Origin of the sequence: Paractinoplanes toevensis (assembly GCF_018332695.1) — a bacterium.
Taxonomy (GTDB): domain Bacteria; phylum Actinomycetota; class Actinomycetes; order Mycobacteriales; family Micromonosporaceae; genus Actinoplanes; species Actinoplanes toevensis.
In genome coordinates, this window is record NZ_BOQN01000052.1 from 133,435 (window position 1) to 159,692 (window position 26,258).

27 protein-coding genes are annotated in these 26,258 nt (G+C 71.3%); 18 read left to right on the plus strand and 9 right to left on the minus strand.

Annotated elements, in window-relative coordinates; all coding sequences use genetic code 11:
• Window positions 1–2 precede the first annotated feature (2 nt).
• From Ato02nite_RS20355 to Ato02nite_RS20370, 4 genes are all read right to left on the minus strand, one after another.
• Window positions 3–776, minus strand: coding sequence for an FRG domain-containing protein (locus Ato02nite_RS20355; protein WP_213008159.1), 774 nt, complete (start codon window positions 774–776; stop codon window positions 3–5).
• 48 nt (window positions 777–824) lie between these two features.
• Window positions 825–1,628, minus strand: coding sequence for an inositol monophosphatase family protein (locus Ato02nite_RS20360; RefSeq protein WP_246607242.1), 804 nt, complete (start codon window positions 1,626–1,628; stop codon window positions 825–827).
• A gap of 75 nt (window positions 1,629–1,703) precedes the next feature.
• Window positions 1,704–1,919: a hypothetical protein gene (locus tag Ato02nite_RS20365; RefSeq protein WP_246607243.1), complete on the minus strand. Its 216-nt coding sequence runs from the start codon at window positions 1,917–1,919 to the stop codon at window positions 1,704–1,706.
• 142 nt (window positions 1,920–2,061) lie between these two features.
• Window positions 2,062–2,793 carry an alpha/beta hydrolase family protein gene (locus Ato02nite_RS20370; protein WP_213008161.1) on the minus strand — a complete coding sequence of 244 codons (732 nt, stop codon included), beginning with the start codon at window positions 2,791–2,793 and terminating at the stop codon, window positions 2,062–2,064.
• Between the two features lie 52 nt (window positions 2,794–2,845).
• On the opposite strand from Ato02nite_RS20370, the gene Ato02nite_RS20375 reads away from it, so the two are divergent.
• Together Ato02nite_RS20375 and Ato02nite_RS20380 are read left to right on the plus strand one after the other, a co-directional pair.
• Window positions 2,846–3,619, plus strand: a complete 774-nt coding sequence (locus tag Ato02nite_RS20375; RefSeq protein WP_213008162.1) for an alpha/beta hydrolase — start codon at window positions 2,846–2,848, stop codon at window positions 3,617–3,619.
• A 57-nt stretch (window positions 3,620–3,676) separates the two neighbouring features.
• The gene (locus Ato02nite_RS20380; protein WP_213008163.1) at window positions 3,677–4,042 is read left to right on the plus strand and encodes a hypothetical protein; all 366 of its coding nucleotides are present in this window, start codon (window positions 3,677–3,679) and stop codon (window positions 4,040–4,042) included.
• On the opposite strand, the gene Ato02nite_RS20385 is transcribed toward Ato02nite_RS20380, so the two are convergent.
• Complete coding sequence (locus Ato02nite_RS20385; protein ID WP_213008164.1) at window positions 3,972–4,322, minus strand: hypothetical protein; 351 nt, start codon at window positions 4,320–4,322, stop codon at window positions 3,972–3,974. The genes Ato02nite_RS20380 and Ato02nite_RS20385 overlap by 71 nt on opposite strands.
• A 155-nt stretch (window positions 4,323–4,477) precedes the next feature.
• Here Ato02nite_RS20385 and Ato02nite_RS20390 point away from each other — a divergent pair, with 155 nt between their 5' ends.
• The gene (locus tag Ato02nite_RS20390; RefSeq protein WP_246607244.1) at window positions 4,478–5,344 is read left to right on the plus strand and encodes an alpha/beta fold hydrolase; all 867 of its coding nucleotides are present in this window, start codon (window positions 4,478–4,480) and stop codon (window positions 5,342–5,344) included.
• 50 nt (window positions 5,345–5,394) lie between these two features.
• Window positions 5,395–6,591: a dienelactone hydrolase family protein gene (locus tag Ato02nite_RS20395; RefSeq protein WP_213008166.1), complete on the plus strand. Its 1,197-nt coding sequence runs from the start codon at window positions 5,395–5,397 to the stop codon at window positions 6,589–6,591.
• A gap of 42 nt (window positions 6,592–6,633) precedes the next feature.
• On the opposite strand, the gene Ato02nite_RS20400 is transcribed toward Ato02nite_RS20395, so the two are convergent.
• Complete coding sequence (locus tag Ato02nite_RS20400; protein WP_213008167.1) at window positions 6,634–7,245, minus strand: HAAS signaling domain-containing protein; 612 nt, start codon at window positions 7,243–7,245, stop codon at window positions 6,634–6,636.
• Between the two features lie 215 nt (window positions 7,246–7,460).
• Here Ato02nite_RS20400 and Ato02nite_RS20405 point away from each other — a divergent pair, with 215 nt between their 5' ends.
• Window positions 7,461–8,345 carry a cobalamin-binding protein gene (locus Ato02nite_RS20405; protein ID WP_213008168.1) on the plus strand — a complete coding sequence of 295 codons (885 nt, stop codon included), beginning with the start codon at window positions 7,461–7,463 and terminating at the stop codon, window positions 8,343–8,345.
• 23 nt (window positions 8,346–8,368) lie between these two features.
• Here the strand turns inward: Ato02nite_RS20405 and Ato02nite_RS20410 are convergent, their stop codons facing one another.
• Window positions 8,369–9,136 (minus strand): CDP-alcohol phosphatidyltransferase family protein, encoded by a 768-nt coding sequence (locus tag Ato02nite_RS20410; protein WP_246607245.1) that lies wholly within the window; start codon window positions 9,134–9,136, stop codon window positions 8,369–8,371.
• Between the two features lie 97 nt (window positions 9,137–9,233).
• On the opposite strand from Ato02nite_RS20410, the gene Ato02nite_RS20415 reads away from it, so the two are divergent.
• The 5 genes from Ato02nite_RS20415 to Ato02nite_RS20435 are packed head-to-tail and all read left to right on the plus strand — an operon-like array spanning window position 9,234 to window position 13,620.
• Window positions 9,234–10,208, plus strand: a complete 975-nt coding sequence (locus tag Ato02nite_RS20415) for a zinc-dependent alcohol dehydrogenase (protein WP_213008169.1) — start codon at window positions 9,234–9,236, stop codon at window positions 10,206–10,208.
• A 3-nt stretch (window positions 10,209–10,211) separates the two neighbouring features.
• Window positions 10,212–10,610 (plus strand): 6-pyruvoyl trahydropterin synthase family protein, encoded by a 399-nt coding sequence (locus Ato02nite_RS20420; protein WP_213008170.1) that lies wholly within the window; start codon window positions 10,212–10,214, stop codon window positions 10,608–10,610.
• Window positions 10,607–11,707 (plus strand): glycosyltransferase family 4 protein, encoded by a 1,101-nt coding sequence (locus Ato02nite_RS20425; protein ID WP_213008171.1) that lies wholly within the window; start codon window positions 10,607–10,609, stop codon window positions 11,705–11,707. The genes Ato02nite_RS20420 and Ato02nite_RS20425 overlap by 4 nt, the downstream gene beginning before the upstream one ends.
• Window positions 11,708–11,757: 50 nt before the next feature.
• Window positions 11,758–12,525, plus strand: a complete 768-nt coding sequence (locus Ato02nite_RS20430) for a class I SAM-dependent methyltransferase (protein WP_213008172.1) — start codon at window positions 11,758–11,760, stop codon at window positions 12,523–12,525.
• Between the two features lie 60 nt (window positions 12,526–12,585).
• Complete coding sequence (locus Ato02nite_RS20435; RefSeq protein WP_213008173.1) at window positions 12,586–13,620, plus strand: lysylphosphatidylglycerol synthase transmembrane domain-containing protein; 1,035 nt, start codon at window positions 12,586–12,588, stop codon at window positions 13,618–13,620.
• A 24-nt stretch (window positions 13,621–13,644) separates the two neighbouring features.
• On the opposite strand, the gene Ato02nite_RS20440 is transcribed toward Ato02nite_RS20435, so the two are convergent.
• Window positions 13,645–14,337, minus strand: a complete 693-nt coding sequence (locus tag Ato02nite_RS20440) for a RibD family protein (RefSeq protein ID WP_213008174.1) — start codon at window positions 14,335–14,337, stop codon at window positions 13,645–13,647.
• A 164-nt stretch (window positions 14,338–14,501) separates the two neighbouring features.
• Between Ato02nite_RS20440 and Ato02nite_RS20445 the strand changes: the two genes are divergently transcribed.
• From Ato02nite_RS20445 to recQ, 3 genes are read left to right on the plus strand one after another with little or no spacing between them, the layout of a single operon-like run.
• Window positions 14,502–15,143 (plus strand): GTP cyclohydrolase II, encoded by a 642-nt coding sequence (locus Ato02nite_RS20445; RefSeq protein WP_213008175.1) that lies wholly within the window; start codon window positions 14,502–14,504, stop codon window positions 15,141–15,143.
• A gap of 33 nt (window positions 15,144–15,176) precedes the next feature.
• Window positions 15,177–17,105 carry a SpoIIE family protein phosphatase gene (locus Ato02nite_RS20450; RefSeq protein WP_213008176.1) on the plus strand — a complete coding sequence of 643 codons (1,929 nt, stop codon included), beginning with the start codon at window positions 15,177–15,179 and terminating at the stop codon, window positions 17,103–17,105.
• Between the two features lie 20 nt (window positions 17,106–17,125).
• The gene (gene recQ / locus Ato02nite_RS20455; protein WP_213008200.1) at window positions 17,126–19,249 is read left to right on the plus strand and encodes a DNA helicase RecQ; all 2,124 of its coding nucleotides are present in this window, start codon (window positions 17,126–17,128) and stop codon (window positions 19,247–19,249) included.
• An 86-nt stretch (window positions 19,250–19,335) separates the two neighbouring features.
• Here recQ and Ato02nite_RS20460 read toward each other — a convergent pair whose 3' ends face one another.
• Window positions 19,336–19,509: a hypothetical protein gene (locus tag Ato02nite_RS20460; protein WP_213008177.1), complete on the minus strand. Its 174-nt coding sequence runs from the start codon at window positions 19,507–19,509 to the stop codon at window positions 19,336–19,338.
• A gap of 225 nt (window positions 19,510–19,734) precedes the next feature.
• On the opposite strand from Ato02nite_RS20460, the gene Ato02nite_RS20465 reads away from it, so the two are divergent.
• The 5 genes from Ato02nite_RS20465 (at window position 19,735) to Ato02nite_RS20485 (ending at window position 24,756) form a co-directional block, all read left to right on the plus strand.
• A complete protein-coding gene (locus Ato02nite_RS20465) occupies window positions 19,735–20,301 on the plus strand; it encodes a hypothetical protein (protein WP_213008178.1) in 567 nt (188 codons plus the stop codon).
• 159 nt (window positions 20,302–20,460) lie between these two features.
• The gene (locus Ato02nite_RS20470; protein WP_213008179.1) at window positions 20,461–21,846 is read left to right on the plus strand and encodes an alkaline phosphatase PhoX; all 1,386 of its coding nucleotides are present in this window, start codon (window positions 20,461–20,463) and stop codon (window positions 21,844–21,846) included.
• Window positions 21,847–21,856: 10 nt separating this feature from the next.
• Window positions 21,857–22,636, plus strand: a complete 780-nt coding sequence (locus Ato02nite_RS20475) for an LLM class F420-dependent oxidoreductase (RefSeq protein ID WP_213008180.1) — start codon at window positions 21,857–21,859, stop codon at window positions 22,634–22,636.
• A 51-nt stretch (window positions 22,637–22,687) separates the two neighbouring features.
• Window positions 22,688–23,482 carry an SAM-dependent methyltransferase gene (locus tag Ato02nite_RS20480; protein WP_246607246.1) on the plus strand — a complete coding sequence of 265 codons (795 nt, stop codon included), beginning with the start codon at window positions 22,688–22,690 and terminating at the stop codon, window positions 23,480–23,482.
• A gap of 101 nt (window positions 23,483–23,583) precedes the next feature.
• Window positions 23,584–24,756 carry a S8 family peptidase gene (locus Ato02nite_RS20485; RefSeq protein WP_246607247.1) on the plus strand — a complete coding sequence of 391 codons (1,173 nt, stop codon included), beginning with the start codon at window positions 23,584–23,586 and terminating at the stop codon, window positions 24,754–24,756.
• Window positions 24,757–26,258 lie beyond the last annotated feature (1,502 nt).

The window sequence follows — 26,258 nt, forward strand, 5'->3', positions numbered from 1 at the left end:
GGTCAGGGTGTCGCGGCGGCCCCGTGCGGCGGATAGGCGTGCCGCAGCTCCTGGGCGAGGTGACCCAGGTCGGGGAAGATGTCGCCTTCGCGGAATCCGCAGACGGAGACCTCATGCGCCAGGCCCGCGATGTCGGCGGCCGGCACGGTCAGCTTCTCGATGAATTCCGCGTTGCGGTTCAGCCGGTTGAGCGCAGTCGGATCGGAGTGGATGGTGAAGCAGCCCTGCTGAACGAACATCCGCAGATCTGTCTCCGCCGCCATCACCGCCATGACGGTATTCGGCTCGGCCGCGTTGTCGGTGAACGCCGGCGCCAGCAGTTCCTTGCACATCACGGCGTCGATGGACGGCGTGACGTCGGTATCCGGGTGAATTCTGTTCATGGCGTGCGGACGAAGCACCCAGATGACCGCATCGGCACCCGGCGAGGAATCGACCATGTCGGCGAGGCGGTGCTCCACCGCGAAATACGCCGCCACCAGCGGCGATCGGGTCCAGTCAAGAATCCGGGTGGGCAGGCCGTAATGCTGCATGAGACCCAGCCACGCGGCATGAGCGTCGTAGGCCGGGGCCGGGCTGTATCGAATGGCGGCACGGGAGCGGAAACGATTGGTGAAATTCCGTTCGTCGAGCGGCGTGTAACCACGGCGGATGGAAGGCTCCACATCCCAGCGGTCGTCGCGTTGGCCCCGAAACCACAAAATATCCTGGTCGCCCTGTTGGCGTCGGTTGACGGCGTCGATCAGGTCGGACACCGACCCCACGGACGAAGGCATGGTGGGAATGCTAGTCCGCCGGCCCACCCTGCATGACGTGTTCTAAGGTCAGGTGCGGGAGGCCGCGTGCCGGGCGTCGGCCAGCAGCTCCAGGGTGGCCAGGCGCAGCGCGTCGCTGCGGGCGTAGAGCGACGCCCCCGGCCCCGGCCTGGTTCGCCCGCCGAGGCCGCTGAACGAGCCGCCCGCCTCGGTGAGGATCAGGGAGGTCGCGGCGAAGTCCCAGATCTGCCCGCCGGTCTGGATGGCCAGGTCCAGGTCGCCGCGGGCGACCAGCAGGCCGGGGTGCACCGGCCACGGCAGCGGCGGGGTGACCTCGCCGATCGGGCCGACCAGGTTGGGCGCCCACGTCTCCGGGACCGCCGCGAAGCGCGCGCCCTCGAGCTCCTCCGGGCCGTCGGACACTCGCAGCGGGGTCGCGGCCACCACCCGGCCGCCGACGATCCGGCCCTCGAAGGCGCCGCCGCCGCGGACCGCCCAGAAGACGCTGCCCTGGGCCGGGTGGGCGGCCACGCCGACGATGATCTCGCCGTCCTCCTCGAGGGCGGTCAGGATCAGCCAGCGGTCGTCGCCGGCCACGAACAGCGCGGTCCCGTCGATCGGGTCGATGATCCAGCGGCGGGACGCGTCGGGGCCTGCGCTGGCACCATGCTCCTCGCCGAGGATGGCGTCGTGCGGGCGGGCCGCGGCGAGCACGTCGCGGATCGCGGTCTCGGTGGCCCGGTCGGCGGCGGTGACCACGCTGCCGTCCGCCTTGAGCTCGCGGGGCAGGTCGGCCAGGGCACTGAAGTGCGGCAACGCCACCGCGGCGCCGGTGAGCACGGCGCGGTGGGCCAGCTGAAGATCGGTCTCCACCAGGTCATCCTGCACGTGCGACCCGGCTCGCGGCGTGTCTTGGGCGCAAGGACCGCGCATCCGGGCGACAAACAATCAGCAACCGGGGCCGGTCGCCACTCCCCCGGCCACCGAATACGCGGTGATGTCGCCTTTGACGTACCCGGCCAGGTCGTCGATCGACTCCGGCTGGGCGTCGTTCAGCGCCACGTACGCGACGATCGCCGTGTCGACGGTGCGGCACGACGCCTGGTTCGCGACGACTCGCGCGTGGGCCACCAGCTCCGCCGGATCTAACGCTTGGTAAGACACGCCGGCAACACTCACTGTTACTGCTGCGGCCATGGCTACGTGGGTCAAGTGCACCGGTGCAGCCTAGGCAAGATCACTCTCAGTGGTGACCTGCCCGAACGGATGAGTCTTCCGGCCGGGAGTGCCACTCTGGGTGAAAGTGCTAAACCTGCTGCTGGAGGAAGGCGAGGATGCGGGCGGACACCGCCGGGTAACCCGGGCGGCCCGGTTTGAGGTAGTCGCCGTGCCGACCGGCCGGGACGGTCACGAAGGTTTTCGGCCACGGCAGGGCCGCGTACGCCGCACGCCCGGCGCTCAGCGGAACCGTCCCGTCCCGGTCGCCATGAATGAACAGCACGTCGGCCGAGGGGCCGCCGAACGCCGAAGGCGGGCGGCGCCCGGCCACCGACACGGCCGCCACGATCCCCGGGTCGTGCCCGGCCCGCAGCAGCCCGAGCGTCGTGGTGCCGCCGGCCGAGAACCCGACCGCGACCACCCGGGCGGCGTCCATCCGCGGATCCGCCCGCTCGGCCGCGTGCAGCACGTAGGCCGCGTCGGCCGGCTGGTTGCGCACGTCGGCCCGGTCCACCCGGACCTTCGCGTTGGTGTGCGGGTAGGCCGGCGCGACCACGATGAAACCGGCCTGCGCCCAGGTCGCGGCGAGCGGGGCGAACTGCGCGGGCAGGCCGCCGAGGCCGTGGCTGAACAACACGACCGGGTGCTTTCCGGTCAGCCCGTCGAGGGACCAGATCGTGGTGGGCAACGGGCGGTCCTTACCCCGCGCGAGCAGCAGGAGGCGGGTCGTCACCCGGGCGCGGGACTCGGCATGTGCGACGCTGCCCCCGCAACCGGCAAGCAACGCCATCAGCACGACGAATGCTCCCAACCTGCGCATGCCGTGAGCTTAGGAACGTCACGCCAGCGGACATATCACCGTTGTGGGGGCGATGAGACGACGAATATTGCTCGGCGGCGGCGCAGCGGTGGTGACGGTCGCCACGGTGGCCGGTTACCGCCGCCGTTTGGCCGAGGAAGACCTGGTGATACCGGCGGCACCGGCCGGCGAGCAGCGGCTTCTGCACCTACCCTCGGCCGCCCGGGGCCGGACGGTCGACGTCTACACGGCCGTTCCGGCCGGCCACGGCGACGGCCACGGCCTGCCGGTCTGCCTGATCCTGCACGGCGGGAGCAAACGGCCGGCCGACTTCGCCGGCCTGGGGCTGGGGAAATTCCTGACCGATGCCGTACGCCGTGGAGCACCCCCGTTCGTGCTGGTCGGTGCGGACGGCGACCGCCTAGCCTGGCGCCCGTCGGGCGGGGACGACCCGCAGCGGATGGTCCACGACGAACTCCCGGCGTGGTGCCGCAAGCTCGGCTACGACACCACCCGGATGGCGGTGTGGGGCTGGTCGATGGGCGGGTACGGCGCCCTGCTGCTGGCCGAGGCGTACCCCGGGTTCGCGCGGGCGGTGGCGGCCTTCTCCCCCGCCGTGCGGCCCGGCGACGACGTCTCGGTGGCCGCCTCGCTGCTGCGCGGCACCCCGGTCGGCCTGTGGTGCGGCAAGCAGGACAGCCTCTACTACAACGTGCGCGCGCTGGAGAAACGGCTGCCGGAGAGGCCCGCGGCGGGCGGGTACGCGGACGGCCGGCACAACTTCGGCTACTGGTCGCGATGTGTGCCGAATGCGTTCGACTTCGTCGCCGGGGCTTTACGACCCTGACGCCCGTTCCGTACGGTGGTTACTCAGAGCAACGGTTGACTCACGCTGGAGGATCCCATGCGTCGTGCCGCTGTCTTCGTCGCCGCCCTTGTCGCGGCCCTCTGGATCGCCTCGCCCGCCCAGGCCTTCGCCCACAACAACGTCCACAGCACCTATCTGCACGCCGTCCTCGACGCACTCACCCTGGTGGTGGTGTCCGCGCCGGTCTGGACGGCGCTGCTGTGGGCCGGCGGCCGCCGGTGGTGGCTGGCCGCGCTGATCGCGGTCGTGCAGATACCGGTCGCGGTGATCGGCTTCGTGCCGATCGCGAACCCCTACCTGCACCTGACACTCTTCGTGATCGCCCTCGGCCTCACCGCGGTGTCGCTGCGGATTGTCCGGCAGCAGGCCCGGGCCGCGGTGCCCGCACCCACTCACCGTTAGGCGCCCGGACGGCCAGGCCGATGACGGCGGCCTGGCCGTCCCGGATCAGCTCCACCTCGGGGCAGCCGTCGGCCGCCGGGTGCCAGCCGTCGCGGCCCCGGACGGCGTTGTGCCGGCAGTGTTCCTCGTCGGCGTAACCCCAGGCGCGCAGGATCTCCCGGTCGCCGAGGAAGTAGCAGCCGACCGTCGCGGTGCGACCGTCCTCGTCGCGGTGAAAGTAGGAGGCTCGCAGCCCCGGCACCGGAACGCCCTCGAACGGGGCGTCGTCCTGAGTACGCATAAGCATAAATTCGGAAATGTCGGGAAGCACGCACGTATCTAACCCGAACCGGTTAAGGAAATCTCAAGCATCCCGTACGTGGCGGTGATCGAGTTTTAACCTGGCTGTCAAGTGTGATGCCGGACAATGGGGCGATGGTGGCGGAGACCTTGCCGGTGAATGGAATCGAACTCTGTCTCGAAACCTTCGGCGATCCGGCCGATCCCGCCCTGCTGCTGATAGCGGGCGGCGCGAGTTCGATGGACTGGTGGGAGGACGAATTCTGCCGCCGCCTCGCCGCGGCCGGCCGGTTCGTGATCCGCTACGACCATCGGGACACCGGCCGGTCGACGTCGTTCCCGCCCGGCGAGCCGCCGTACTCCGGTGTGGACCTGGCCCACGACGCGCTCGGCGTGCTCGACGCGCTCGGCATCCACCGGGCGCACGTGGTCGGCCTGTCGATGGGCGGCGCCCTGGCCCAGCGGATCGCCGCCGAGCGCCCGCACCGCGTGCTGTCGCTGACCCTGATGTCCACCACGCTCGGGGCCGCACCGGAATCGGACGACGCGCCCCCGGAGGCCTCGGTCTCCGGCCCCGGCTCCCCGGTCGCCACCACCGACGGCGACATCTCGGAAATGCCGGACTGGTCCGACCGGAAGTCGTCGGTCGAGCGGATGATCACCGCTACCAAGACGCTGGGCGGGCTCTTCACCGCCGGCGACGCCCACCTGCGCCGGCTCGCCGAGCGAATCTTCGACCGCACCAACGACATGGCCGCCACCCAGCTCAACCACTGGTGCTGCCAGACCGGCCCGCCGCTGCGCCGGCCGCTGTGCGGCATCACCGCACCGACCCTGATCCTGCACGGCACCCTGGACCCGATGTTCCCGGCCGAGCACGCCCACGCCCTGGCCGCCGAGATCCCCGGCAGCCGCCTGGTCTGGCTGGAGGGCGTCGGCCACGAGTTCCCCCCGGCCGCCGTCTGGCAACAGGTGATCGACGAGATCGTCGGCCACGCCGCCCGCGGACGCCAGCCGGCCTAGCGCCGGTCCTCCCTTTGTACGCTGGACATTCCATCGACAAAGGGGAATACATGAAGCGGCGTGGATTCGTCACACTGCCAGCCCTCGCCCTGGCCTCGAGTCAGCTTCCGGCCCCCGCGGCACGGGCGTCCGCCGCAGCGGATGCCGCCGGATTTGCGGCCGCCGGATTTGAGAGCCCGTCCGTCGTCGAGGGCAATATGCCGGTCTTCGCCGAGCAGCTCAAGGCCGAGCTCGACTTCCCACTGGCCTGGGCCAGCCGCCGGGGCCGCAACTTCGGCGCCTGGAAGCGGCAGGCCCGGGCCAAGGTCGAGGAGCTGCTGTGGCAGCCGGTGGACCGGAGCCCGTTCGACGTCGAGATCGTCGACGAAAAGGCCCGCGACGGCTACCGGCAGCGCCAGGTCCTGTTCAACGTCACCCGGCACAGCCGCGTACGGGCGACGATGCTCGTGCCGGACGGGCCCGGCCCGTTCCCGGCCGCGCTGCTGCTGCACGACCACGGCGCCAAGTTCGACATCGGGAAGGAGAAACTGATCGAGCCGTGGTACGACGACACCCGGCTGGTGTCGGCCCGGGCCTGGTCGGAGAAATACTTCAGCGGCCGGTTCGTCGGCAACGAACTGGCCTCCCGCGGGTACGCGGTCCTCGCCGTCGACGCACTCGGCTGGGGTGACCGCGGCGGCCTCGCCTACGACGGGCAGCAGGCGCTGGCCGCCAACTTCTTCAACCTCGGCTCGTCACTGGCGGGGCTGCTGGCACGCGAGGACGTCCGCGCGGCGGCCATGCTGGCCACCCTGCCCGAGATCGACGAACGGCGGATCGCGGCGGTCGGCTTCTCCATGGGCGCGTACCGGGCCTGGCAGGTGGCCGCCCTGTCGGACGACATCGCGGCGACGGTCGCGGCCTGCTGGATGACCGGCCTGAAGGAGATGATGGTCCCGGGCAACAACACCCTGCGCGGCCAGTCGGCGTTCTACATGCTGCACCCGGGCCTGTACCGCTACCTCGACATCCCGGACGTCGCGAGTCTCGCCGCGCCGCGGCCGATGATGCTGCTCGACGGCGCGACCGACCCGTTGTTCACCCCGGCCGGCGTCGCCGTCGCGTACGCGAAGATGCGCGCGGTCTGGGAGTCGCAGCACGCCGGGCACCGCCTCCGCACCACGATCTGGCCGGAGCTGGGCCACGTCTTCGTGCGGGAGATGCAGGACGACGCCTTCGCCTGGCTGGACCGCCGACTCAGGCGCTGACCCGGAGACCCGCAGGACCACGGCCTGGCCGCGGAGCGGTGTTCAGCTGGATCGCAGGCGCAGGCCGGCCAGCAGCACGCCGCCCGCGAACAGCGAGCCCATGCACATCGCCAGGTAGATCAGCAGCAGGTCGAAGGCGCCGCCGAAGGCCATCGCGCTGAGCAGCACGGTGAGCATGAACCCGGCCGCCACCGACCCGACGGTCACCGTCCAGGCCGCCGTCTTCTGCGCCGGCGTCCAGTGCGGCGACGCGGTGGCCAGCAGCATCCCGGCGAACGGCGAGATCACCGGCAGCACGAACGCGCCCGCGGTCAGCATCCCGATCGCCGTGTACTCGGCCGCACCGCCGCCGGTCCGCACCGAGGGGACGGGCGGCGGAGGCGGCGGAATGAGCGCCGGGAGGCGTACGTGAGCCGGAAGCGCACCTCTTCGCACCGCCGCGACCAGGTCCTCGGGCGGCCCTAACCGCCGCACGATCGATGCGGCGTCCTCGAGCGGGTCGACCGCCGCGACGCGGCGGGCTGCGATGTAGTCCGCCACCGTGTTCATCAGCTCGTCGCGCTGCTCGGGCGAGAGATCGTCACTCTGCGCCCACAGCGCGGCCAGGTAGTCCAGGACGATCACGTCGGTGTGGGCGAGCGGTGCCGTGGTCATGTTCTTCCCCCATGCTGGTCCGGCGGGTAGGCACAGCATCGGCTCCGGGCGATCCGCGCCGCATCGGTCCGGGGACCGAATCCGCGAACCCGTCTGCAACTTTCGGCCGATTCCGCTCACGTTCGGGCCGGCCCGGGCGATGTGGTTCCGGCGTAAGGGAAGTCCGGCGGCGATCGCGGTGGGGGCCGCGGTCGCCGTCAGGGCAGGATGGGGCCATGCGCCTGGTCTCCCTGCTGCCGTCCGCGACCGAGATCGTCTACGCGCTGGGGCTGGGCGACGACCTGGTCGGCGTGACGTTCGAGTGCGACGAGCCGCCGGCCGCCCGCACCGAGAAGACGGTGGTGGTCGGCGGCCGCGACACCCGGGGCATGACCCCGGCCGCGATCGACGCCTACGTGAAGGAGCAGATGGCGGCGGGTGACGATCTCTACACCCTGCACGCGGGCGCCCTCGCGGCGCTGCGCCCCGACCTGATCCTCACGCAGGACCTCTGCCGCGTCTGCGCGCTGCCCTCCGACCACGTCGACGAGGCCCTCGAACATCTGGGCTGCCGCGCCGACGTGCTGTCCCTCGACCCCTACTCGCTCGACGAGGTCCTCGACACGTTCCTGCGGGTGGGTGCCGCCGCGGGCGTACCGGAAAGGGCTTCGTCGCTGGTCGCGGCCCTGCGCCGGCGCCTGGCCGCGGTGGCGTCGGCCGTGGCCGGCCGGCCGCGGCCCCGGGTCGCGGTGGTGGAGTGGGTGGACCCGCCGTTCACCGCGGGGCACTGGGTGCCCGATCTGGTGACGGCGGCGGGCGGCGATCCGGTGGCGGCCCGCGGCGGGGCACGCTCGGTGCAGATTTCGTACGCCGATCTGGCCGCCGCCGAGCCCGACATCGTGGTCGTGACCCCGTGCGGGTTCCACCTCGACGGCGCCGCCGCCCAGGCCGCCGCCGTGCCGCCGCACTTCCCGAACGCCCAGGTCTGGGCCATCGACGGCGATGCCCTGATCGTGCGTCCCGGACCCCGCCTCGTCACCGGCGTGGAGGCGCTGGCCGCGATCTTCCACCCGGACGCGGTGCCGGCCCCGCCGCCGTCGACGATCGCCCGGATCGCCTAGAGCCGGTGGCCTGTCCGGTTGGGTCAGGCTGCGAGGACGGGCTGGCGGGCCGGGGCCGACCAGCGCTCGCGGGCCGCCGCGCGGACCCGGGAGGCCCGGTACAGCCAAAGCGTGTCGCGACCGAACGACCAGGTCAGCGAGCCGAGCGCGACGGCCAGGGCGGCCACCGCCAGCAGGTGCGGGAGCAGGTCGGCGGTGACCAGGGCGAGGACGATGCCCTGCAGGGCCGCGACGACCTTGCGGGAGAACCGGTACGGCAGCGCCGCGTTGAGCCACGGGCGGGCCCACGAGGCGGCGACGAACACGTACCGGTAGGCGCCGAGCGCCACCGTCCACCAGCCGAAGCGATCACCGGCGTACACGCTGAGCACCAGGATCAGGAACGCGTCGATCTCCATGTCGAACCGGGCACCCAGCGCCGTGGTGTTGCCGGTGCGGCGGGCCACCTGGCCGTCCACCCCGTCCAGGGCCAGGGCGACCCCGGCCACCGCGACCAGCGCGGGCGTGCTGACCGGGTGCGCGAACGACGTCACCACCAGGGCGGTCACCCCGCCCACCAGGATCGCCCGGCTGAAGGTCACCACGTTGGCCGGGCCCATCCGGGTCATCCTGGCCCGCTGCAATCCGACCGCGAGCAGCACGCAGAGCACGAGACCGTAGCCGGCACCGGCGGCCAGGCCGGCCGGGGTGAGCCCGAGCGTCGCGGCCAGCGCGACCAGCAGGATGAGCTGGGCGGCCAGGCCGGTCATCGGGCCGCGCGAGGGCGCCGACGGGGTCGCTGCGAGTGTCACCGTGCCTCCAGTGCAAGATCGGCTGCGTAGTGTTGCCGCTGTCAGCGCTTAACACGAGCAGCGGCGGCATTCGGTTCAGTAGTTGAGGAGACAGCCCATGTCGGGTGACGCACAGGCGTTCTGGCTGGCCTCCCCCGGGCGGGGAGAGATCCGTTCGTCGCCGGTGCCGGTTCCGGGCCGGGACGACGTGGTGGTCCGCACCCTGCACACCGGGGTGAGCCGCGGCACCGAGACCCTGGTCTTCACCGGCGCCGTCCCGGAGAGCCAGTGGGAGTCGATGCGCGCCCCCTTCCAGGAGGGCGATTTCCCGGCGCCGGTGAAGTACGGCTACCTGAATGTCGGCGTCGTCGAGCACGGTCCCTCCGCCCTGCTGGGCCGAACTGTCTTCTCCCTTTACCCGCATCAGACGCGATATGTCGTACCGGCGTCGGCGGTCACCGTCGTTCCGGACGGCGTACCCCCGCATCGTGCTGTTCTGGCCGGCACGGTGGAGACCGCGGTGAACGCGCTGTGGGACGCGGCCCCGCTGATCGGCGACAGAATCGCGGTGGTCGGGGGCGGCATGGTGGGTTGTTCGGTCGCCGCCATCGCGGCGACGCTTCCGGGCGTACGCGTTCAGCTGGTCGACGTGGATTCCGCGCGCGCCCGCACCGCCGCCGCCCTGGGGGTTTCGTTCGCGCACCCGGCCGACGCCGACGGCGACTGCGACGTGGTCATCCACGCCAGTGCCACGTCGGCCGGCCTGACCAGGTCCCTGGAGCTGCTGGCCCACGAGGGCACGGTGGTCGAGCTGAGCTGGTACGGCGACAAACAGGTCAGCGTCCCGCTGGGTGAGTTCTTCCACGCCCGACGATTGACGATTCGCAGCAGCCAGGTGGGGAACATCGTTCCCGGACGCCGCCGCAGCTACGCCGACCGGCTCGCCCTGTCCCTGGAGCTGCTGGCGAACCCGGCGTTCGAGGCCTTGATCACCGGAAGGACACCGTTCGCCGAATTGCCCGACGTGATGCCCCGCCTGGCGGACGGTAGCCTTCCCGCCCTCTGCCACGTGATCGACTACCCCGAGGAGTAGCACTTGTTCAGCGTCACCGTCCGCGACCACATCATGGTTGCCCACAGCTTCACCGGCGAGGTCTTCGGCCCGGCCCAGAAGCTGCACGGCGCCACCTTCGTGGTCGACGCGACCTTCCGCCGGCCCGAGCTGGACGACGACAACATCGTGGTGGACATCGGCCGCGCCCTCGAGGAGCTGCGCACCATCTGCGGCGCCCTGAGCTACCGCAACCTGGACGACGAGGATGCTTTCAAGGGCATCAACACGTCCACCGAGTTCCTGGCCAAGGTGATCGCCGACCGCCTGGCCGACAAGGTGGCGTCCGGTGACCTCGGCGCGGGCGCCGCCGGCCTGACCGGCATCTCGGTGACCCTGCACGAGTCCCACGTGGCCTGGGCGAGCTACGAGCGCACTCTGTGACGACCCCGCTGTGGGCGGTGCTGCCGGGCGGGATCGACGACCCGGCCGCCCCCAGCGGCGGCAACCGCTACGACCGCAAGATCCTGACCCTGCTCTCCACCGCCCCCGATCTTGTGGAGTTCGCGCCCTCTCCAAGCACCAGCTCAACAAAATCGCAGCCTGACGGCGGCAGCGCGGTGCGTGAGGTGCATGAGATTGCTGTTGGCGGCTCGTGGCCGGTGCCGGCCGCGCCGGCGCGGGCGGCCCTCGGGCGCGCGCTCGCCGACATTCCGGATATGTCCGATGTGCTCATCGACGGGCTGGTCGCCTGCGGAGTGCCGGAACTTCTGGAACCGCATCGGCGGCGGCTTCGGCTGATCGTGCTGGTTCACCTGCCGCTCAGCGACGAGACCGGCCTCGATGCCGCCGAGGCCGCACGGCTGCGCGCCAAGGAGCGCGCGACGCTGCACCTCGCCACCCGGGTGATCGCCACCAGCAACGCCGCCGCCCGGCGCATTTCCGACATGCACGGCCTGACGGATGTCGCGGTCGCGGTGCCGGGAGTCGATCCCGCTCCTCCGGCCACCCCCGCCGCCGACGGCCACCGCCTGCTCTGCGTCGCCTCGGTCACCCCGCGCAAGGGCCAGGATCTGCTGGTCACCGTCCTGGAACGCGATCTCGCCGACCTGAGTTGGACGTGCACGTTCGTCGGTGCCCTGACCCGCCCCGTCCCGCACAGCAGCGCGAACATCCACTTCACCGGCCCGAAGGCGGGCTCCGATCTGGACGCCGCCTACGCGAACGCGGACCTCTTCGTCCTTCCGTCCCGCGCCGAGACCTACGGCATGGTGGTGACCGAGGCCCTGGCCCACGGCCTCCCGGTGATCGCCACCGACGTGGGCGGCGTCTCCGAGGCCCTCGGCCACGCCCCCGACGGCACCCGCCCGGGCCTGCTGATCCCCCCGGACGACCTGGCCGCGCTGGCCACCGCACTGCGCCGCTGGCTGACCGAGCCGGCCCTTCGCGAGGCACTGCGCACCTCCGCCGCCGCCCGCCGGGAAACCCTCCCGACCTGGACCGACACCGCCCGGCAGATCAACGCTGCCCTAGGCGCATGACGCCCCGACCACGAGCCGCAGGCGTACGAATCAACCCGAGGAGAGGCCGCATGACCGGAGAGTTCAGTGAAACCTGGCTGGGGCTGCGAGAGCCCGCCGACGCCGCGGCCCGCGCCGGCGACCTCGTCGCCCTGCTGCCCGAGCCGGTCCGGACCGTCCGGGACCTCGGCTGCGGGACCGGGTCGCTCGGGCGCTGGCTGGCGCCGCAGCTGCCGGGGCCGCAGCACTGGATCATGGCGGACCGGGACCCGGTGCTGCTCGAGTACGCGGCGGCGAACATGCCGTTCGCGGGGGTGACCGTCGAGACCTCGCTCGGTGACGTCACCGAGCTCACCGCCGCCGACCTCGCGGACACCGACCTGGTCACCTGCTCGGCCCTGCTCGACCTGCTCACCGAGGACGAGGTGGGCGATCTGGCCGCGGTCTGCGCGGCCTCGGGCACCCCGGCGCTGTTCACGCTGTCGGTGGCCGGCACGGTTGCCCTCGAACCCGGGCAGGCCGAGGACGAGGCCGTCGAGGCGGCGTTCAACGCGCATCAGCGCCGGACCGTCGGCGGCCGCCGGCTGCTCGGGCCGGACGCGCCGGACGTGGCGAAGGCCGCGTTCGAGAAGGCGGGTGCGACCGTCGTCACCCGGCCGAGTCCCTGGCGGCTGGGACCGGAACTGCCCGAACTCACCGCGGAATGGCTGCGCGGATGGGTGGCCGCGGCCCAGGACCAGCGGCCCGACCTGCGGTTCGATCGTTATCTGGCGGGGCGACTCGAGCACCTTCCGACCGCGACGGTCGGACATGTCGATCTTTTAGCGATCTTCGGCTGAACCCTTTCGGTCCGTCCCGGCGTACTAGGGGAAGACGGGCGAACTGAGGGGGACGGCGAAGTGACGCGATCGATCTGGCCATGGTTGCGGCTGCTCGGCGGGGCGGCGATCCTCGCGGTGCTGCTGTGGCGGCTCGGCACCGGCGCGTTCCTCGACGGACTCCGGGTGATCGACGGGCCGGCCCTGGCCGCCGCGTTCACGATCGGTGTCGTCACGACCGTGTTCAGCGCGTGGCGCTGGTGCCTCGTCGCCCGCGGGCTCGGCCTGCGGCTGTCGTTGCGCGGTGCGATCGCCGACTACTACAAGGCGCTGTTCCTGAACGCGGCCCTGCCGGGTGGCGTGATCGGTGACGTGGACCGGGCGGTCAAGCACGGCCGGGACGAGGGTGACGTCGCGAAGAGCGTCCGCGCGGTGGTCCTCGAACGCACGGCGGGGCAGATCGTCCTGATCGGTGTGGGCGTGACCGTTCTGGTCACCGTACCGTCGCCCGTTCTGACGCTTTTGGACAAGCACGGCGCGGTCGCCGCGACGGTCGGCCTGGCCGTCGCCGCCGCCGGCGTTCTCGTTCTTCTCGCCTGCCGCCGCCTGCGGCAGGGCGGTTCCCGGGTGGCCGGCGCGATCCGGACCACGATCGGTGAGATCCGCACCGGCCTGCTCGCCCGCCGTAACTGGCCGGGCATCACGCTCGCCTCGACCGTCGTCCTGGCCGGTCACCTGGCGACGTTCGTGGTGGCGGCCCGGGCGGCCGGTTCGCAGGCCGAGCTGCTCAAGCTCGCCCCGCTGATGCTCCTCGCACTGCTGGCGATGTCGCTGCCGCTGAACATCGGCGGCTGGGGCCCGCGTGAGGCGGTCACCGCGTGGGCGTTCGGCGCGGCCGGCCTCAGCGCCTCGCAGGGCCTCACCATCGCCGTCGTCTACGGCGTCTTCGCCTTCGTCGCGGCCCTGCCGGGCGCGATCGTGGTGCTGGTCCGGGCCGTCACGCGGGTCCGGGTCGTGGCCACGACCCAGGCCGTACGGGCGGTGGCGCCGGTGTCCCCCGCCGTCGGCTACGCCGTGCCGCAGGAGCGGCGCGAGCTCGTCCGCACCGGCGCGTGATCGCTGGTGTTGTTCACACCACCGTTACTCGTCCTGGAACCGGTCGGAGAGGGCGTACCGCAGCAGCACCACGTCACCGATCTGGCGCACCCCGGCCAGTCGCGCCCGGTGACCGGGGCCCCACGGGAAGTCACCGTCGCTGACGAACCGCGGCGCCCGCGAGTCACCCACGAAGAACGGGGCGACGACCAGCTGCAACTCGTCGGCGAGCCCGGCCGTCAGGAACTGGGTGTGCATGCTGCCGCCACCCTCGACCATGAGCCGGCGCACGCCCCGGGCGGCCAGGTCGGACATGACGAGAGCCAGGTCGACCGGGTCGCCCGCGTCGATGATGGTGGCGACCTCGCCGAGCCGCTCCTGGGCGGACCCGACCGCGGCGCTCGCGCAGTAGACGAGCTTGTCGACGTCGCCGAGGGCGAAGAAGCGGGCGGCCGGATCGATGGCGCAGCTGCCGGTCACCGTGACCTTCAGTGGATGTGGCGGCTCGCCACGCGTCACCCGCGCCTGCTGGCGCTCCGCCGAGCGGATCATCAGCCGCGGATCGTCCTGGCGGATCGTGTTGGAGCCGACCAGGATCGCATCACAGCCGGCCCGCACCTCGTCGACCCGGTCGAAATCGGCGTCATTGGACAGCAGGAGGCGGTCCTGCGCGGCGTCGTCGAGGTAGCCGTCGATGGACATGCCGCAGCTCAAGAGCGTGTAAGGACGATCAACCACCGATGACGCCTCCAGTCGAGCGACGATCGTCACCCCGGTCGAACAGTTGCGTCCAAGATAATCCGGGACACGATTACAGACACATTCGCGGTCTGTTGCGTTGTGGTCACCTCGACAGCGGGCATAGCGGATCAGCGGGGAAACAACGAGGAGGACCGATAGCGATGATGAAGGCCACGGTGCGTCAGCAGGTTACCGTTCCGCTGCGCTTCACGGATGGATACACCACCCCGGCCCGGGTGATGACCTTCGACGGGCTGGTGGACGGCAAGGAGCACATCGCCCTCGGCCTCGGTGACTGGCAGCGGGCGCTGACCAAGTCGGCGGCCGGCGGCCGGGCGCCGCTGGTGCGGCCGCACAGCGAGTGCATGACCGGCGACGTGTTCGGGTCGCTGCGCTGCGACTGCGGGCCGCAGCTGCGCGAGGCGGTGGAGCGGATCGCCGAGCAGGGCGGCTTCCTGCTGTACCTGCGTCAGGAGGGCCGCGGGATCGGGCTGTACGCCAAACTGGACGCGTACGCGCTGCAGGACTCGGGCCTGGACACCTACGAGGCGAACGTGGCGCTCGGGCACGGCGAGGACGAGCGCGACTACTCGGCGGCGGCGCAGATGCTGTTCGCCGTGGGTGCCGACCGGGTGCGGCTGCTGTCCAACAACCCGGACAAGGCGCTCCAGCTGGAGAAATGCGGCATCGAGGTGACGCAGCAGATCCCGACCGGGGTGCACATGTCACCGGCCAACGTGCGTTACCTGGCCACCAAGGCGACGCACACGTCTCACACGATCGAGCTACCCCTGGCCGAGTAGGAGACTGTCAGGCATGTCCGGCAGGATGGGTCGATGACCGACGACCCAGGGCGGTTGCTGGCGGCCCTCGACCAGGTGCCGTTCATCCTGGCCGTGTGCGAGGGCCCCGAGCTGCGGGTGCTCTCGCTCAGTGCGGCGACCCGGGCGGTCCTGCCCGGACGGCCGTTTCTGGGCGTGCCGATCCGGGACGTGATCAGCGACCTGATCGGCCAGCAGTTCGTGGACCGGTACTACGAGGTCTACCGCACCGGCGTGCCGGTGGCCGGGCAGGAGTGGCGCGCGCACCTGGACATGCCGGACGGCAGCGTCCATGAGATGTTCGCCAATTTCACCATTTCGCCATGGTTTGCCGACGATTCGGGCAAACCGCGCGGCGTGATCGGGGTCGGCTTCGACGTCACCGAGATGGTCCGGCAGCGGCAGGCCGCCGAGCTGATCGAACGGCAGCGCTACGAGGAGAGCCGGCAGGTGATCACGGCCCTGCAGCGGGAACTGCTGCCGGCCGGGCTGCCCGTCCTGCCCGGACTCCAGGTCGCGGCCAGCTACCTGCTCGCCGACGCCGACACGGCGGCCGGCGGCGACTGGTTCGACGTGGTGGTGCAGCGGGACGGCCGGGTCGCGCTGATCGCCGGGGACGTGGTCGGGCACGGCGTCGCCGCCTCCGGCGTGATGGGGCAGCTGCGGGCGGTGCTGCGCGACCGCCTCGACGACGGGGCCGGCATCATCGAGGCGCTCACCGCGGCCGACCGCTTCGCGACCCGGTCGGCGGGCGCGCACGCGACGACGATCTGCATGGCGGTGCTCGACCCGGTCACCGGGGAGCTGGCCTACTGCACGGCGGGCCATCCGGCCCCCCTGGTGGTTTCGCCAGGCGGTCAGACCCGCTATTTGCGGGGTACGGGCGGGAAGCCCCTCGCCACCGCCGGATCCTTCCCGATCGGCGTGGACCGGCTGGAGCCCGGTGAGCTGCTCCTGCTCTACACCGACGGGATCCTCGAGCGGCCCGGCCGCGACCACCCGTCCGGCGCCGCCGAGCTGGCCCGGGTCGCCGCCGACAGTGCCGCCGGGCGGGCGCTGCGGGATCCGTCGGCGACGCCGGCCGAGCGGGTCTGCACCCAGACCGTCGAACTCCTCGTTCGGGCCACCGGCCACCAGGACGACATCACCCTGCTGGCCGCGCAGCGGGTGCCGCAGCCACCGGCCCTCGTCCTCGGGCTGCCGGCCGCACCGGCGGTGCTGCGATCCTGCCGGGAGGAGGTCGACGCCTGGCTGACCGGACTGGGGGCGGCGGCTGCCGACACGTTCGTCATCCAGCACGCGCTCGGCGAACTCCTGACCAATGCGATCGAGCACGCTTCCCCGGCGTACACATCAATGGTTGAGGTTCGGGGTCGGCTCGGCGCAGCCGGGCAGGTGGAGATCTCGGTGCGCGACCATGGCGCCTGGCGCGAGCCGACGGCCCAGCCGAACCGGGGCCGCGGGCTCGCGATGGCAGCGCAGCTGGTGGAGAGCGTGCAGGTGGAGCCGTCGGCGCAGGGGACGATCGCCCGGCTGCGGCACACCCTGGTGCGGCCGGCCCGGCTGCTCGACCCGGTCGCGGCGGTCGTCTCCGAAACCAGGCCGACTGCTTTTCGCATCGTGGAGGAACCGGGCGGGGACGAGACGCGGGTCCGGATCTCCGGCGACATCGACACGGTGACCGCCGAACAGGTGCGCACCGAGCTGCTGCGGCGCAGCCGGGGAGGAAACGTGCCGATGCGGGTGGATCTGTCCGGCGTCACCCATCTGTCCAGCGCGGGCGTGTCGGCGCTGCACCACGTGGCCGCCCAGCACGCCGAGCAGAAGGCCGCGCTCGACCTGCACGCCGCCGACGGCACCCCCGTACGGGTGATTATCGACCTCGTCGGGTTATCCACAGGCCTCGGCAAAATGTCGGCCGGTCCCTCTACCATCGCGGGGTGACTTCGGCTCTCTCCCCCGCCATGGACGTCCTCAACCGCGTGTTCGGCTACCCCGACTTCCGGGGCAGCCAGCGCGACATCATCGAGCACGTGATCGGCGGCGGCGACGCCCTCGTGCTGATGCCCACCGGCGGCGGCAAGAGCCTGTGCTATCAGATTCCCGCCCTGGTCCGCCCCGGCACCGGCGTGGTCATCTCCCCGCTGATCGCGCTGATGCAGGACCAGGTCGACGCCCTGCGCACGCTGGGCGTGCGAGCCGGCTTCCTGAACTCCTCACAGGACCTCTCCGAGCGGCGGGTGGTCGAGGCCGAGTTCGTCAACGGCGAGCTCGACCTGCTCTACGTGGCACCCGAGGGCCTCGGCGTCGCCAACACCCAGCGACTGCTCGACCGCGGCAAGATCTCGCTGTTCGCGATCGACGAGGCGCACTGCGTGTCGCAGTGGGGCCACGACTTCCGCCCCGACTACCTGGGCCTGTCGATGCTGCACGAGCGCTGGCCCGACGTGCCGCGCATCGCCCTGACCGCGACCGCGACCAGCGCCACCCGCACCGAGATCGCCACCCGACTGCAGCTGACCGACGCGCGGCACTTCACCCAGAGCTTCGACCGCCCCAACATCCAATACCGCATCGTCGGAAAGAACGAGCCCCGCAAGCAACTCCTCGACCTGCTGCGGTCCGAGCACCCCGGCGACTCCGGCATCGTCTACTGCCTGTCCCGGGCGTCGGTCGACAAGACCGCGGAGTTCCTCGCGCAGAACGGCATTCCGGCACTGCCCTACCACGCCGGTCTCGACTCGCGGATGCGCGCGGCCAACCAGTCCCGCTTCCTCCGCGAGGACGGCCTGGTCATGGTCGCGACGATCGCCTTCGGCATGGGCATCGACAAGCCCGACGTCCGCTTCGTCGCCCACCTCGACCTGCCCAAATCGGTCGAGGGCTACTACCAGGAGACCGGCCGGGCCGGCCGCGACGGCCTGCCGTCCACCGCCTGGCTCGCCTACGGCCTGCAGGACGTCGTCCAGCAACGCAAGATGATCGAGAGCTCCGACGGCGACGCCGCCCACCGGCGCAACGCCTCCCAGCACCTCGACGCGATGCTCGCCCTCTGCGAGACGGTCTCCTGCCGGCGCGGCCAGCTCCTGGCCTACTTCGGCCAGCGCGAGGCCGAGGGCACCTGCGGCAACTGCGACACCTGCCTGGCCCCACCGGAGTCCTGGGACGGCACGGTCCCGGCGCAGAAACTGCTGTCGACCGTGCTCCGGTTGCAGCGTGAGCGCGGCCAGAAATTCGGCGCCGGCCAGTCCATCGACATCCTGCTCGGCAAGCAGACCGACAAGGTCCAGCAGTTCCGGCACGACGAGCTGAAGGTCTTCGGCATCGGCGCCGACCTGCGCGACCAGGAGTGGCGCGGCGTCGTCCGGCAGCTGCTGGCGGCGGGCTACCTGGCGGTCGAGGGCGAGTACGGCACGCTGGTCCTGACCGCCACCAGCGCCGAGGTGCTGCGCGGCGACGTCAAGGTGATGATGAGGCGCGAGGCGCCCCAGCAGAAAATCCGGACTCCCCGCACCCGCACGGCTACCGCGGCCGCTGCGGCTCCCGACTTCCCGGCCGAGGCGGCCCCCGACTTCGAGCGCCTGCGAGCCTGGCGAGCGGCCACCGCCAAGGAGCAGGGCGTCCCCGCCTACGTCATCTTCCACGACGCCACGCTGCGAGCGATCGCCGCTCTGCGCCCGACGACGCTGGCCCAGCTGGGCACGATCAGCGGCGTGGGCCAGAGCAAACTGACCAAGTTCGGCCAGCCCGTTCTGGACCTGTTCCAGGGCGCCTCCCCGGGTGCAGCGGAGGCCGCCCCCGGGCTTGCTGCCGGTGGGTCTGGGCCGCTTGTCGCCGGGGCCACCGCTTTAAGGGCCGGAACTGGCGCGGCCGGAACTGGCGCTTCAAGGGCCACAGCCGGCGCGGGGATCTCCCCGGCCGCTGCGCCCGGGCCGGACCGGGCCGCGGCGGCTGGGCCTGCTGCTGGCCGGTCGGCCGGCGCCGAATCCGCGCCGCCGCGGCAGCGGCCCGCCGACGAGCCGCTGTTCTTCGGCGACGAGGAACCGCCCGAGGACGAGCCGCCCTATGACCCCTATTACGACAGCTGAGCCTGGGATCGGGCGGCACGCTCCGGACGCAGACCGATCGGTGCTGCGCCGCCCGCCGGGCCGAGAATCTTTCGGGTGACGGTCGGTCAGATCAGAGTGGCCGGCTGGCAGAGGACCTCGCCGCTCTCCCGATCACGACACAGGTACTCCCCGCCGGCGTGCACCCAGCCCCACAGGTCGTCGAGGACGAGCTGCTCGGAACAGTGCAGGCAACGCGGCGTGGACTGCTGACCGGTTGATGCATCCGCCAGATCCTGCACCTTGAGCGCCTCCCCGTGGTTTCGTGCGGCGGACCGTTCATGGTCACCCGCAACGTCAGACGCTTAGAGATACCGGCGGCGTCACCGCCCCGCCAACCGCTGAATGAACAAATTTTTCGGTCCATGTTGACCATCAACGTGGAAGAACAAGCCGCGCCGTCAATGTGGATGGCCCGGCTGAGCACCGAGCCGACCGGGGTTGCCCGGCCTCGGTAGCGTGTCCGCGTGAGCAGAACCCGCACCTGGTGGCCGATCGGCCTCTCCCTGGTGGCGGCGGTCGCGCTGCTCTACGCGGTTGTTCTCCCGGGTGGCTACCTGACCTGGTTGCGGGTGGCCATGGTGCTGTGGGCGGTGGCCGCAGTGGGCTGGGTGGTGTCGCTGGCCGGCCGCTCCTGGATGCTCCGGTCGGTCCTGCCGGTGGTGTCCGTCGTGACGATGGTGGTGGCCTGCTCGGGCATGGTCGGCCGGGTGCTGTTTCCCCTGCATCGTTCGGGTCTGGAGCGGCTGGCGACGGCCCCTCTCGGCGGAAGCTACGGCCTCTACCGTTTCTCGGCCGTGTGGAGCCATGACGGCTGCGTGGCGTATGTGACCGAGGACAGCGGCATGTCGTACTTCTCCGGCCTGCTGCGATGCACGCCCGGCGTGCGGCCGTCCCCCCGCCTGGGCGACACCGCCGGCGACGCCGTGTTCGACCCGCTCGGCGACGACTGGTACGCCTTCAGCGTCCCGCGTTCCGGCTCGCAGATCTGGGGCTTCAACCCGTTCACCGTCCGAGCCACCACCCAGGTCTGACGGGGCCGCTTCCTTGACCCACTCCGGTGGGGTGCAGGCGTGATCCACGTCATCTTCGGCATCGGCGTGGTCGGACCGGCCACCATGGCCCTGACCGCGATGCTTGCCGGTCACCGGTGAAGGGTTGACTGTTCACCTCACGGGTCGAGCCTGGCGTTCATGACTTTGAAAAGGCGTGACGTCCTCGCCGCCGGCGGCCTCGGGCTGGTCGGCGGCGCCCTCGGCAGTGGTGTGCTGCCGGTACCGGCCGGCGCGGTGGGCCGTCCGATCAGCGACGGTTACGGCCCGTTGAAACCGGCCGGCAAGGAGCTGGCCCTGCCGGCCGGCTTCCACTACCGGACCTTCGGGGCGGCCGGCACCCGGATGAGCGACGGCCTGCCCACCCCGGGCTGCCACGACGGGCAGGGGATCTTCCCGGTCGGGCACGGGCGGGTGCGGATCATCCGCAACCACGAGGTCGATTCCGACACCCCCGGCACCCGGCCCAAGGCCATCGGCCGGACCGACGCGTACGACCGGGCCGGGCCGGCCGGCTGCACGTCGTCGCTCTACGACCTCGGCTCGGGGCGGCTGCTGGAGAGCTTCCTGGTCCTCAACGGCACGCTCAGCAACTGCAGCGGCGCGGCCACCCCGTGGGGTTCGTGGCTGTCCTGCGAGGAGACCACCGAGGGCGTCGGCGCCGGCTTCGAGAAACCGCACGGGTACGTCTTCGAGATCCCGTCCGCGGCGCGCGGCCCGGTCCGGCCGGTCCCGCTGAAGGCGATGGGCCGCTTCGAACACGAGACCGCCCCGGTCGACCCGCGGACCGGCGTCGTCTACATGACCGAGGACAACGGCGACCCGGGCGACGGGTTCTACCGGTTCGTGCCACGCCGCCCCGGGCAGCTCGCGGCGGGCGGCAGGCTGCAGATGCTCGCGATCACCGGCGAAAAGGAGTACGACACGGCGACCGGTCAGCGGGTCGGCGAGGTGCTCGACGCGCACTGGGTCGACATCGACGAGCCCGACCCGTCCGACGCCGAGGACAACCCCGGTTCGGTCTACTCGCAGGGCCGCGCTAAGGGCGGCTGCCGGTTCCTCGGCCTGGAGGGTTCGGCCTGGGCGGACGGCGGCGTCACGTTCGTGGCCAGCGAGGCCGGCGACGGGGAGAACGGCCAGGTCTGGCGGTACATGCCGACCGGTCACGACACCGGCAAGCTGCAGCTGCTGTTCGAGTCGCCGGGGCCGAAGACGCTCAACCAGCCCGACACCGTGGCCGTCTCCCCCAGCGGCGCGATCCTGCTGGCCGAGGACGGCGACGGCGAGGACGCCGACGGTGGCGACAACTGGCTGCGCATCCTCACCGCGCAGGGCACGATCGCCAACCTGGCCAGGGTGATCGTCCCGCTCGACCTGCACTTCTGGAACCCGGAGGACTTCCCCGAGCCCGGTCCGACCGGCGCCAGCGAACTGTCCGGGGCCGCCTTCACCCCGGACGGGGAACACCTTTTCATCAACGTGCAGTACCCGGGCGTGACCTGCGTGATCACCGGCCCGTGGCGTTAGGGTTGTGATCATGACTTCGAGGCCTGTCCGGATCGGTGTGCAGATTCAGCCCCAGCACGCCGACTACGCGTCCATCCGTCGTGCCGCCGCCGAGGCGGAGGAGATCGGCGCGGACATCCTGTTCAACTGGGACCACTTCTACCCGCTCTACGGCGAACCCGACGGCCTGCACTTCGAGTGCTGGACGATGCTCGCCGCGTGGGCCGAGCAGACCTCCCGCGCCGAGATCGGTGCGCTGGTGACCTGCAACAGCTACCGCAATCCGGAGCTGCTCGCCGACATGGCCCGCACCGTCGACCACATCGGCGACGGGCGGCTCATCCTCGGCATCGGCTCGGGCTGGTTCGAAAAGGACTACGACGAGTACGGGTACGAGTTCGGCACCGCGGGCGGCCGTCTCGACGACCTGGCCGATGCCCTGCCGCGGATCGAGTCGCGCCTGTCCAAGCTGAACCCGGCGCCGACCCGGAAGATCCCGGTGCTGATCGGCGGGGGCGGCGAGAAGAAGACGCTGCGCCTGGTGGCCAAGCATGCCGACATCTGGCACAGCTTCGGCGACGTCGAGACGGTCGAGCGCAAGACCGGCATCCTGCGCGAGCACTGCGCGACGGTGGGCCGCGACCCGGGCGAGATCGAGATCTCGTCCGGCGTACGGGGCAAACCGGCCGACTCCGGACCGGCCCTGCTCGATCTGGGCGTCACCATGTTCACGGTCGGCACCGGCGGCCCCGACTACGACTTCACCGAGCTGCGCGACTGGGTCGCCTGGCGCGACGAGGTCAACGGCTAGACCGCCTTACCGGCGGCGGGGAATCGAGACGTGGAAGACTATGATCGCGTCGTGGACGAACTCGACACGACGGTGGCGCACCCGGCCCGGCGATACAACTACTGGCTGGGCGGCAAGGACAACTTCGCCGCTGACCGGGAGTCCGGCGATCAGCTCGAGAAGCACTTCCCGAAGGTACGAGCCGGTGCCCTGGCCAACCGGGCGCTGTTGCAGCGGGCCACCCGATTCCTCGCCGCCGAGGCCGGCATCCGCCAGTTCCTCGACATCGGCACCGGCCTGCCCACGGCCGACAACACGCACGAGGTCGCCCAATCGGTCGCACCTGACAGCCGCATCGTCTACGTCGACAACGACCCGATGGTCATGGTGCACGCGCGGGCCCTGCTGACCAGCAGCCCGGAGGGTCGCACGGCGTACATCGAGGCCGACCTCAACGACCCGGCCAAGATCCTGGCCGACCCGGTAGTCGGCGCGACCCTCGACCTGTCGCAGCCGGTCGGCCTGATGCTGATCGCCGTGCTGCACTTCATCCACGGGGACGGCGCGGCCAAGCCGATCGTGCGCGAGCTGCTGGAAGCGCTGCCGTCCGGCAGCTTCCTGGTCGCCACCCACGCCACCTCCGACTTCGGCACGCCCGAGCAGCAGGCGCTCTACCGGCAGCTGATCGAGGAGGGCAAGTCCGACGTGTGGACCCGCCCGAAGGACGAGTTCGCCGAGCTCTTCGACGGCCTGGAGCTGGTCGAGCCGGGCGTGGTCCCGGCCAGCGAGTGGCGGCCGGAGCCGGGGGCCACCATCCCCCAGCGCTCCGACATCAACGTGTGGACGGCGACCGGCCGCAAGCCGTAGCAAAATGCTGACATGTCCCTAAAAGACAGTTGACAGTCTCTCAAACATCCCGCCCTAGGGTCATTCGCAGGCATCAATGAATGACCCTTCGGAGGAAAGTAATGCGCTCTCACCTCGCCGCCGCGGTTGCCGCCGGTGCGGCCCTCGCCCTCACCGTCTCGGCGCCAGGGTTCGCGGCCGCCCCGACATCCGCCGTCCTGAACGCCGGCAGCCCCGACGCGATCGCCGGCAGCTACCTGGTCACCCTCAAGGCCGGCGCGACCGCCGACGCCGGCCGGCTCAGCCACCGGTATGGCGGCAACGTCACCCGCGTCTTCGGCCACGCCGTCGACGGGTACGCCGCCCGGCTCACGTCCCGGCAGGCCGCCCGACTGGCCGCCGACCCGTCGGTGGCGACGGTGGAGGCCGACCAGGTCGTCCGGATCACTGACACCCAGAGCTCGGCGCCGTGGGGCCTGGACCGCTCCGACCAGCGCAACCTGCCACTGAGCACCACCTACACGTACGGGCCGAGCAGCGGCGTCACCGTCTACGTGGTGGACACCGGCATCACCGTGACCCACACCGACTTCGGCGGGCGGGCAAGCTACGGGTACGACGCGGTGGACGGCGACAACGTGGCCCAGGACGGCAACGGGCACGGCACGTTCGTGGCCGGGGTCGCGGTCGGCACGAGGTACGGCATCGCGAAGAGCGCCAACGTCGTCGGCGTGCGGGTCCTCGACAACAACGGCTCGGGCACCACCGCCGGGGTGATCGCCGGCATCGACTGGGTCACCGCCAACGCGCGGGCCGGCTACTCGGTCGCCAACCTCAGCCTGGGCGGCGGCACCAGCAGCACCCTGGACGCCGCGGTCCGCCGGTCGATCACGGCCGGCATTCCGTACGCGGTCGCGGCCGGCAACTCCGGCGTCAACGCGAGCAACAGCTCCCCCGCCCGGGTGACCGAGGCGCTGACGGTAGGCGCGACCAGCAACACCGACGCCAAGGCCTCCTGGTCGAACTACGGCTCGGTGCTAGACCTGTTCGCCCCCGGCGTCTCGATCACCTCGGATTGGCGGACCAGCAACACCGCGATCTACACCGGCAGCGGCACATCGTTCTCGTCCCCACACGTGGCCGGCGCGGCCGCCCTGTACCTGGCCGCCCACCCCGGCGCGCCGGTGACCACGGTGAACGCGGCCATCGTCAACGCCGCCACCACCGGCGTGGTGACCAGCCCCGGCAGCGGCTCCCCGAACCGCCTTCTCTACACCGCGACCCTGTCCAGCTGACCGACCGCGAGCCACCTGAGAGAGATGCCCGGTCCCCGAGCGGCCGGGCATCGGCGTAGCAGCAGGTCGTGATCTCACGAGCTGAGTCGCGACACGCTTGCCGCTCGGCGCTTCTCCAGGCTGGTCATTCCAGCCTATTCCTGCAGCCTCGAGATCGACCGCCTCGGTCGCGCCAAGACCACCGCGCCGGCTGGCACCGTTCGCCGCGGTGGCGCCGCCCAATTCGCTGCCAATCTCCCGGGCCGGAACGCGGGCCCGGGCCGAAGGTGGGCCTGCCACCGCTACGCGTCGGCACGTCCGAAGACGGCTATCGGAAATATCCGGATTGCCGCCGGCACCGCACTCGCAACGGCATGAAGGTTGCTTTATCCGCCCGATGATGAATGGTTTCAGTGATTCGTCACCCAATTGGTTAATTGGCCCTCACAGCCTCCGAGATTGGCATGATCAGCTATTAGCGAGCACGGTTCGCGGCGCGGAAGAATGTATCCATGCGATACCAGCAGCTTCAGATATTTACCCGGCCCGAGACTGCTGCTATGCGCGACCGCACGAAAGCGCGCAACTATTCGCCGGAGAAGGATGAGTTCCGTCGCGACCATGCGCGTCGGCGGCGCTGGGGGCTCATTCGGCGTCATGCGTGGAAGCGGTGCCGCCAGCATGGTTGCTCCCGCGAGTGCGCCGAGGTGGGCCTGCACGACGAGGCCGAGGCGGTTCCGCCGTTGCTCTGGCCAGACCAGGCACGCTGCACGCAGCGGCCGTCGCCGACGATGCCAAGCCAGGAACTCCCGAGCCAGGAAGTCTCGGCCGAGTCTGACCGGTCGTCAGGCGACGCGCGGCGGGCCGGCCGGTCCACTCCCGCCGGCCAAGCGCCCGTCACATGCCAGCCAGAGATCGCAACCCGCGCCGAGCCAGCAGCCAGGACTGACACCACCAGCCACACCCCAACCCGCCCCAAGCCCACAACCAAGACCGACCACCAGCCACACCCCAACCCCACAACCAAGACCGACACCACCAGCCACACCCCAACCCGCCCCAAGCCCACAACCAGGGCCGAGGCCACCGCCAAGATCGAGTCCGCGCGGCTGGTCGAAGCGGCGACGCAGGGCAGCCCCGCGCGCCGGGCGCACACCGCCAGCAGAGGGAGCGATGCGGGCCGCGTTGAGCCGACGCGCCGGACCGAAGCCACCGACCCCCGTGGGCCTCGCGCGACGGAACACACGATGCGACCACCCGATGCCCTCGCGCGGCCCAGATCCGGTTACTGCGCAACGCCCACTCAGCCGGACAGACCAACCGGCCGAATCGCTGCCAACCGCATAACCACCGGCCGGATCGCCGCCAGCCAGCCAGCCAGCCAGCCGGCCGTCCGTCCGTCGACCGCATCACCGCCAGCCGGATCACCGCCAGCCGGATCACCGCCAGGCACGTCACCGCTGGCGGATCACCGCCAGGCGCATCGCCACCAGAGGCGTCACCGCCAGCCGGATCACCGCCAG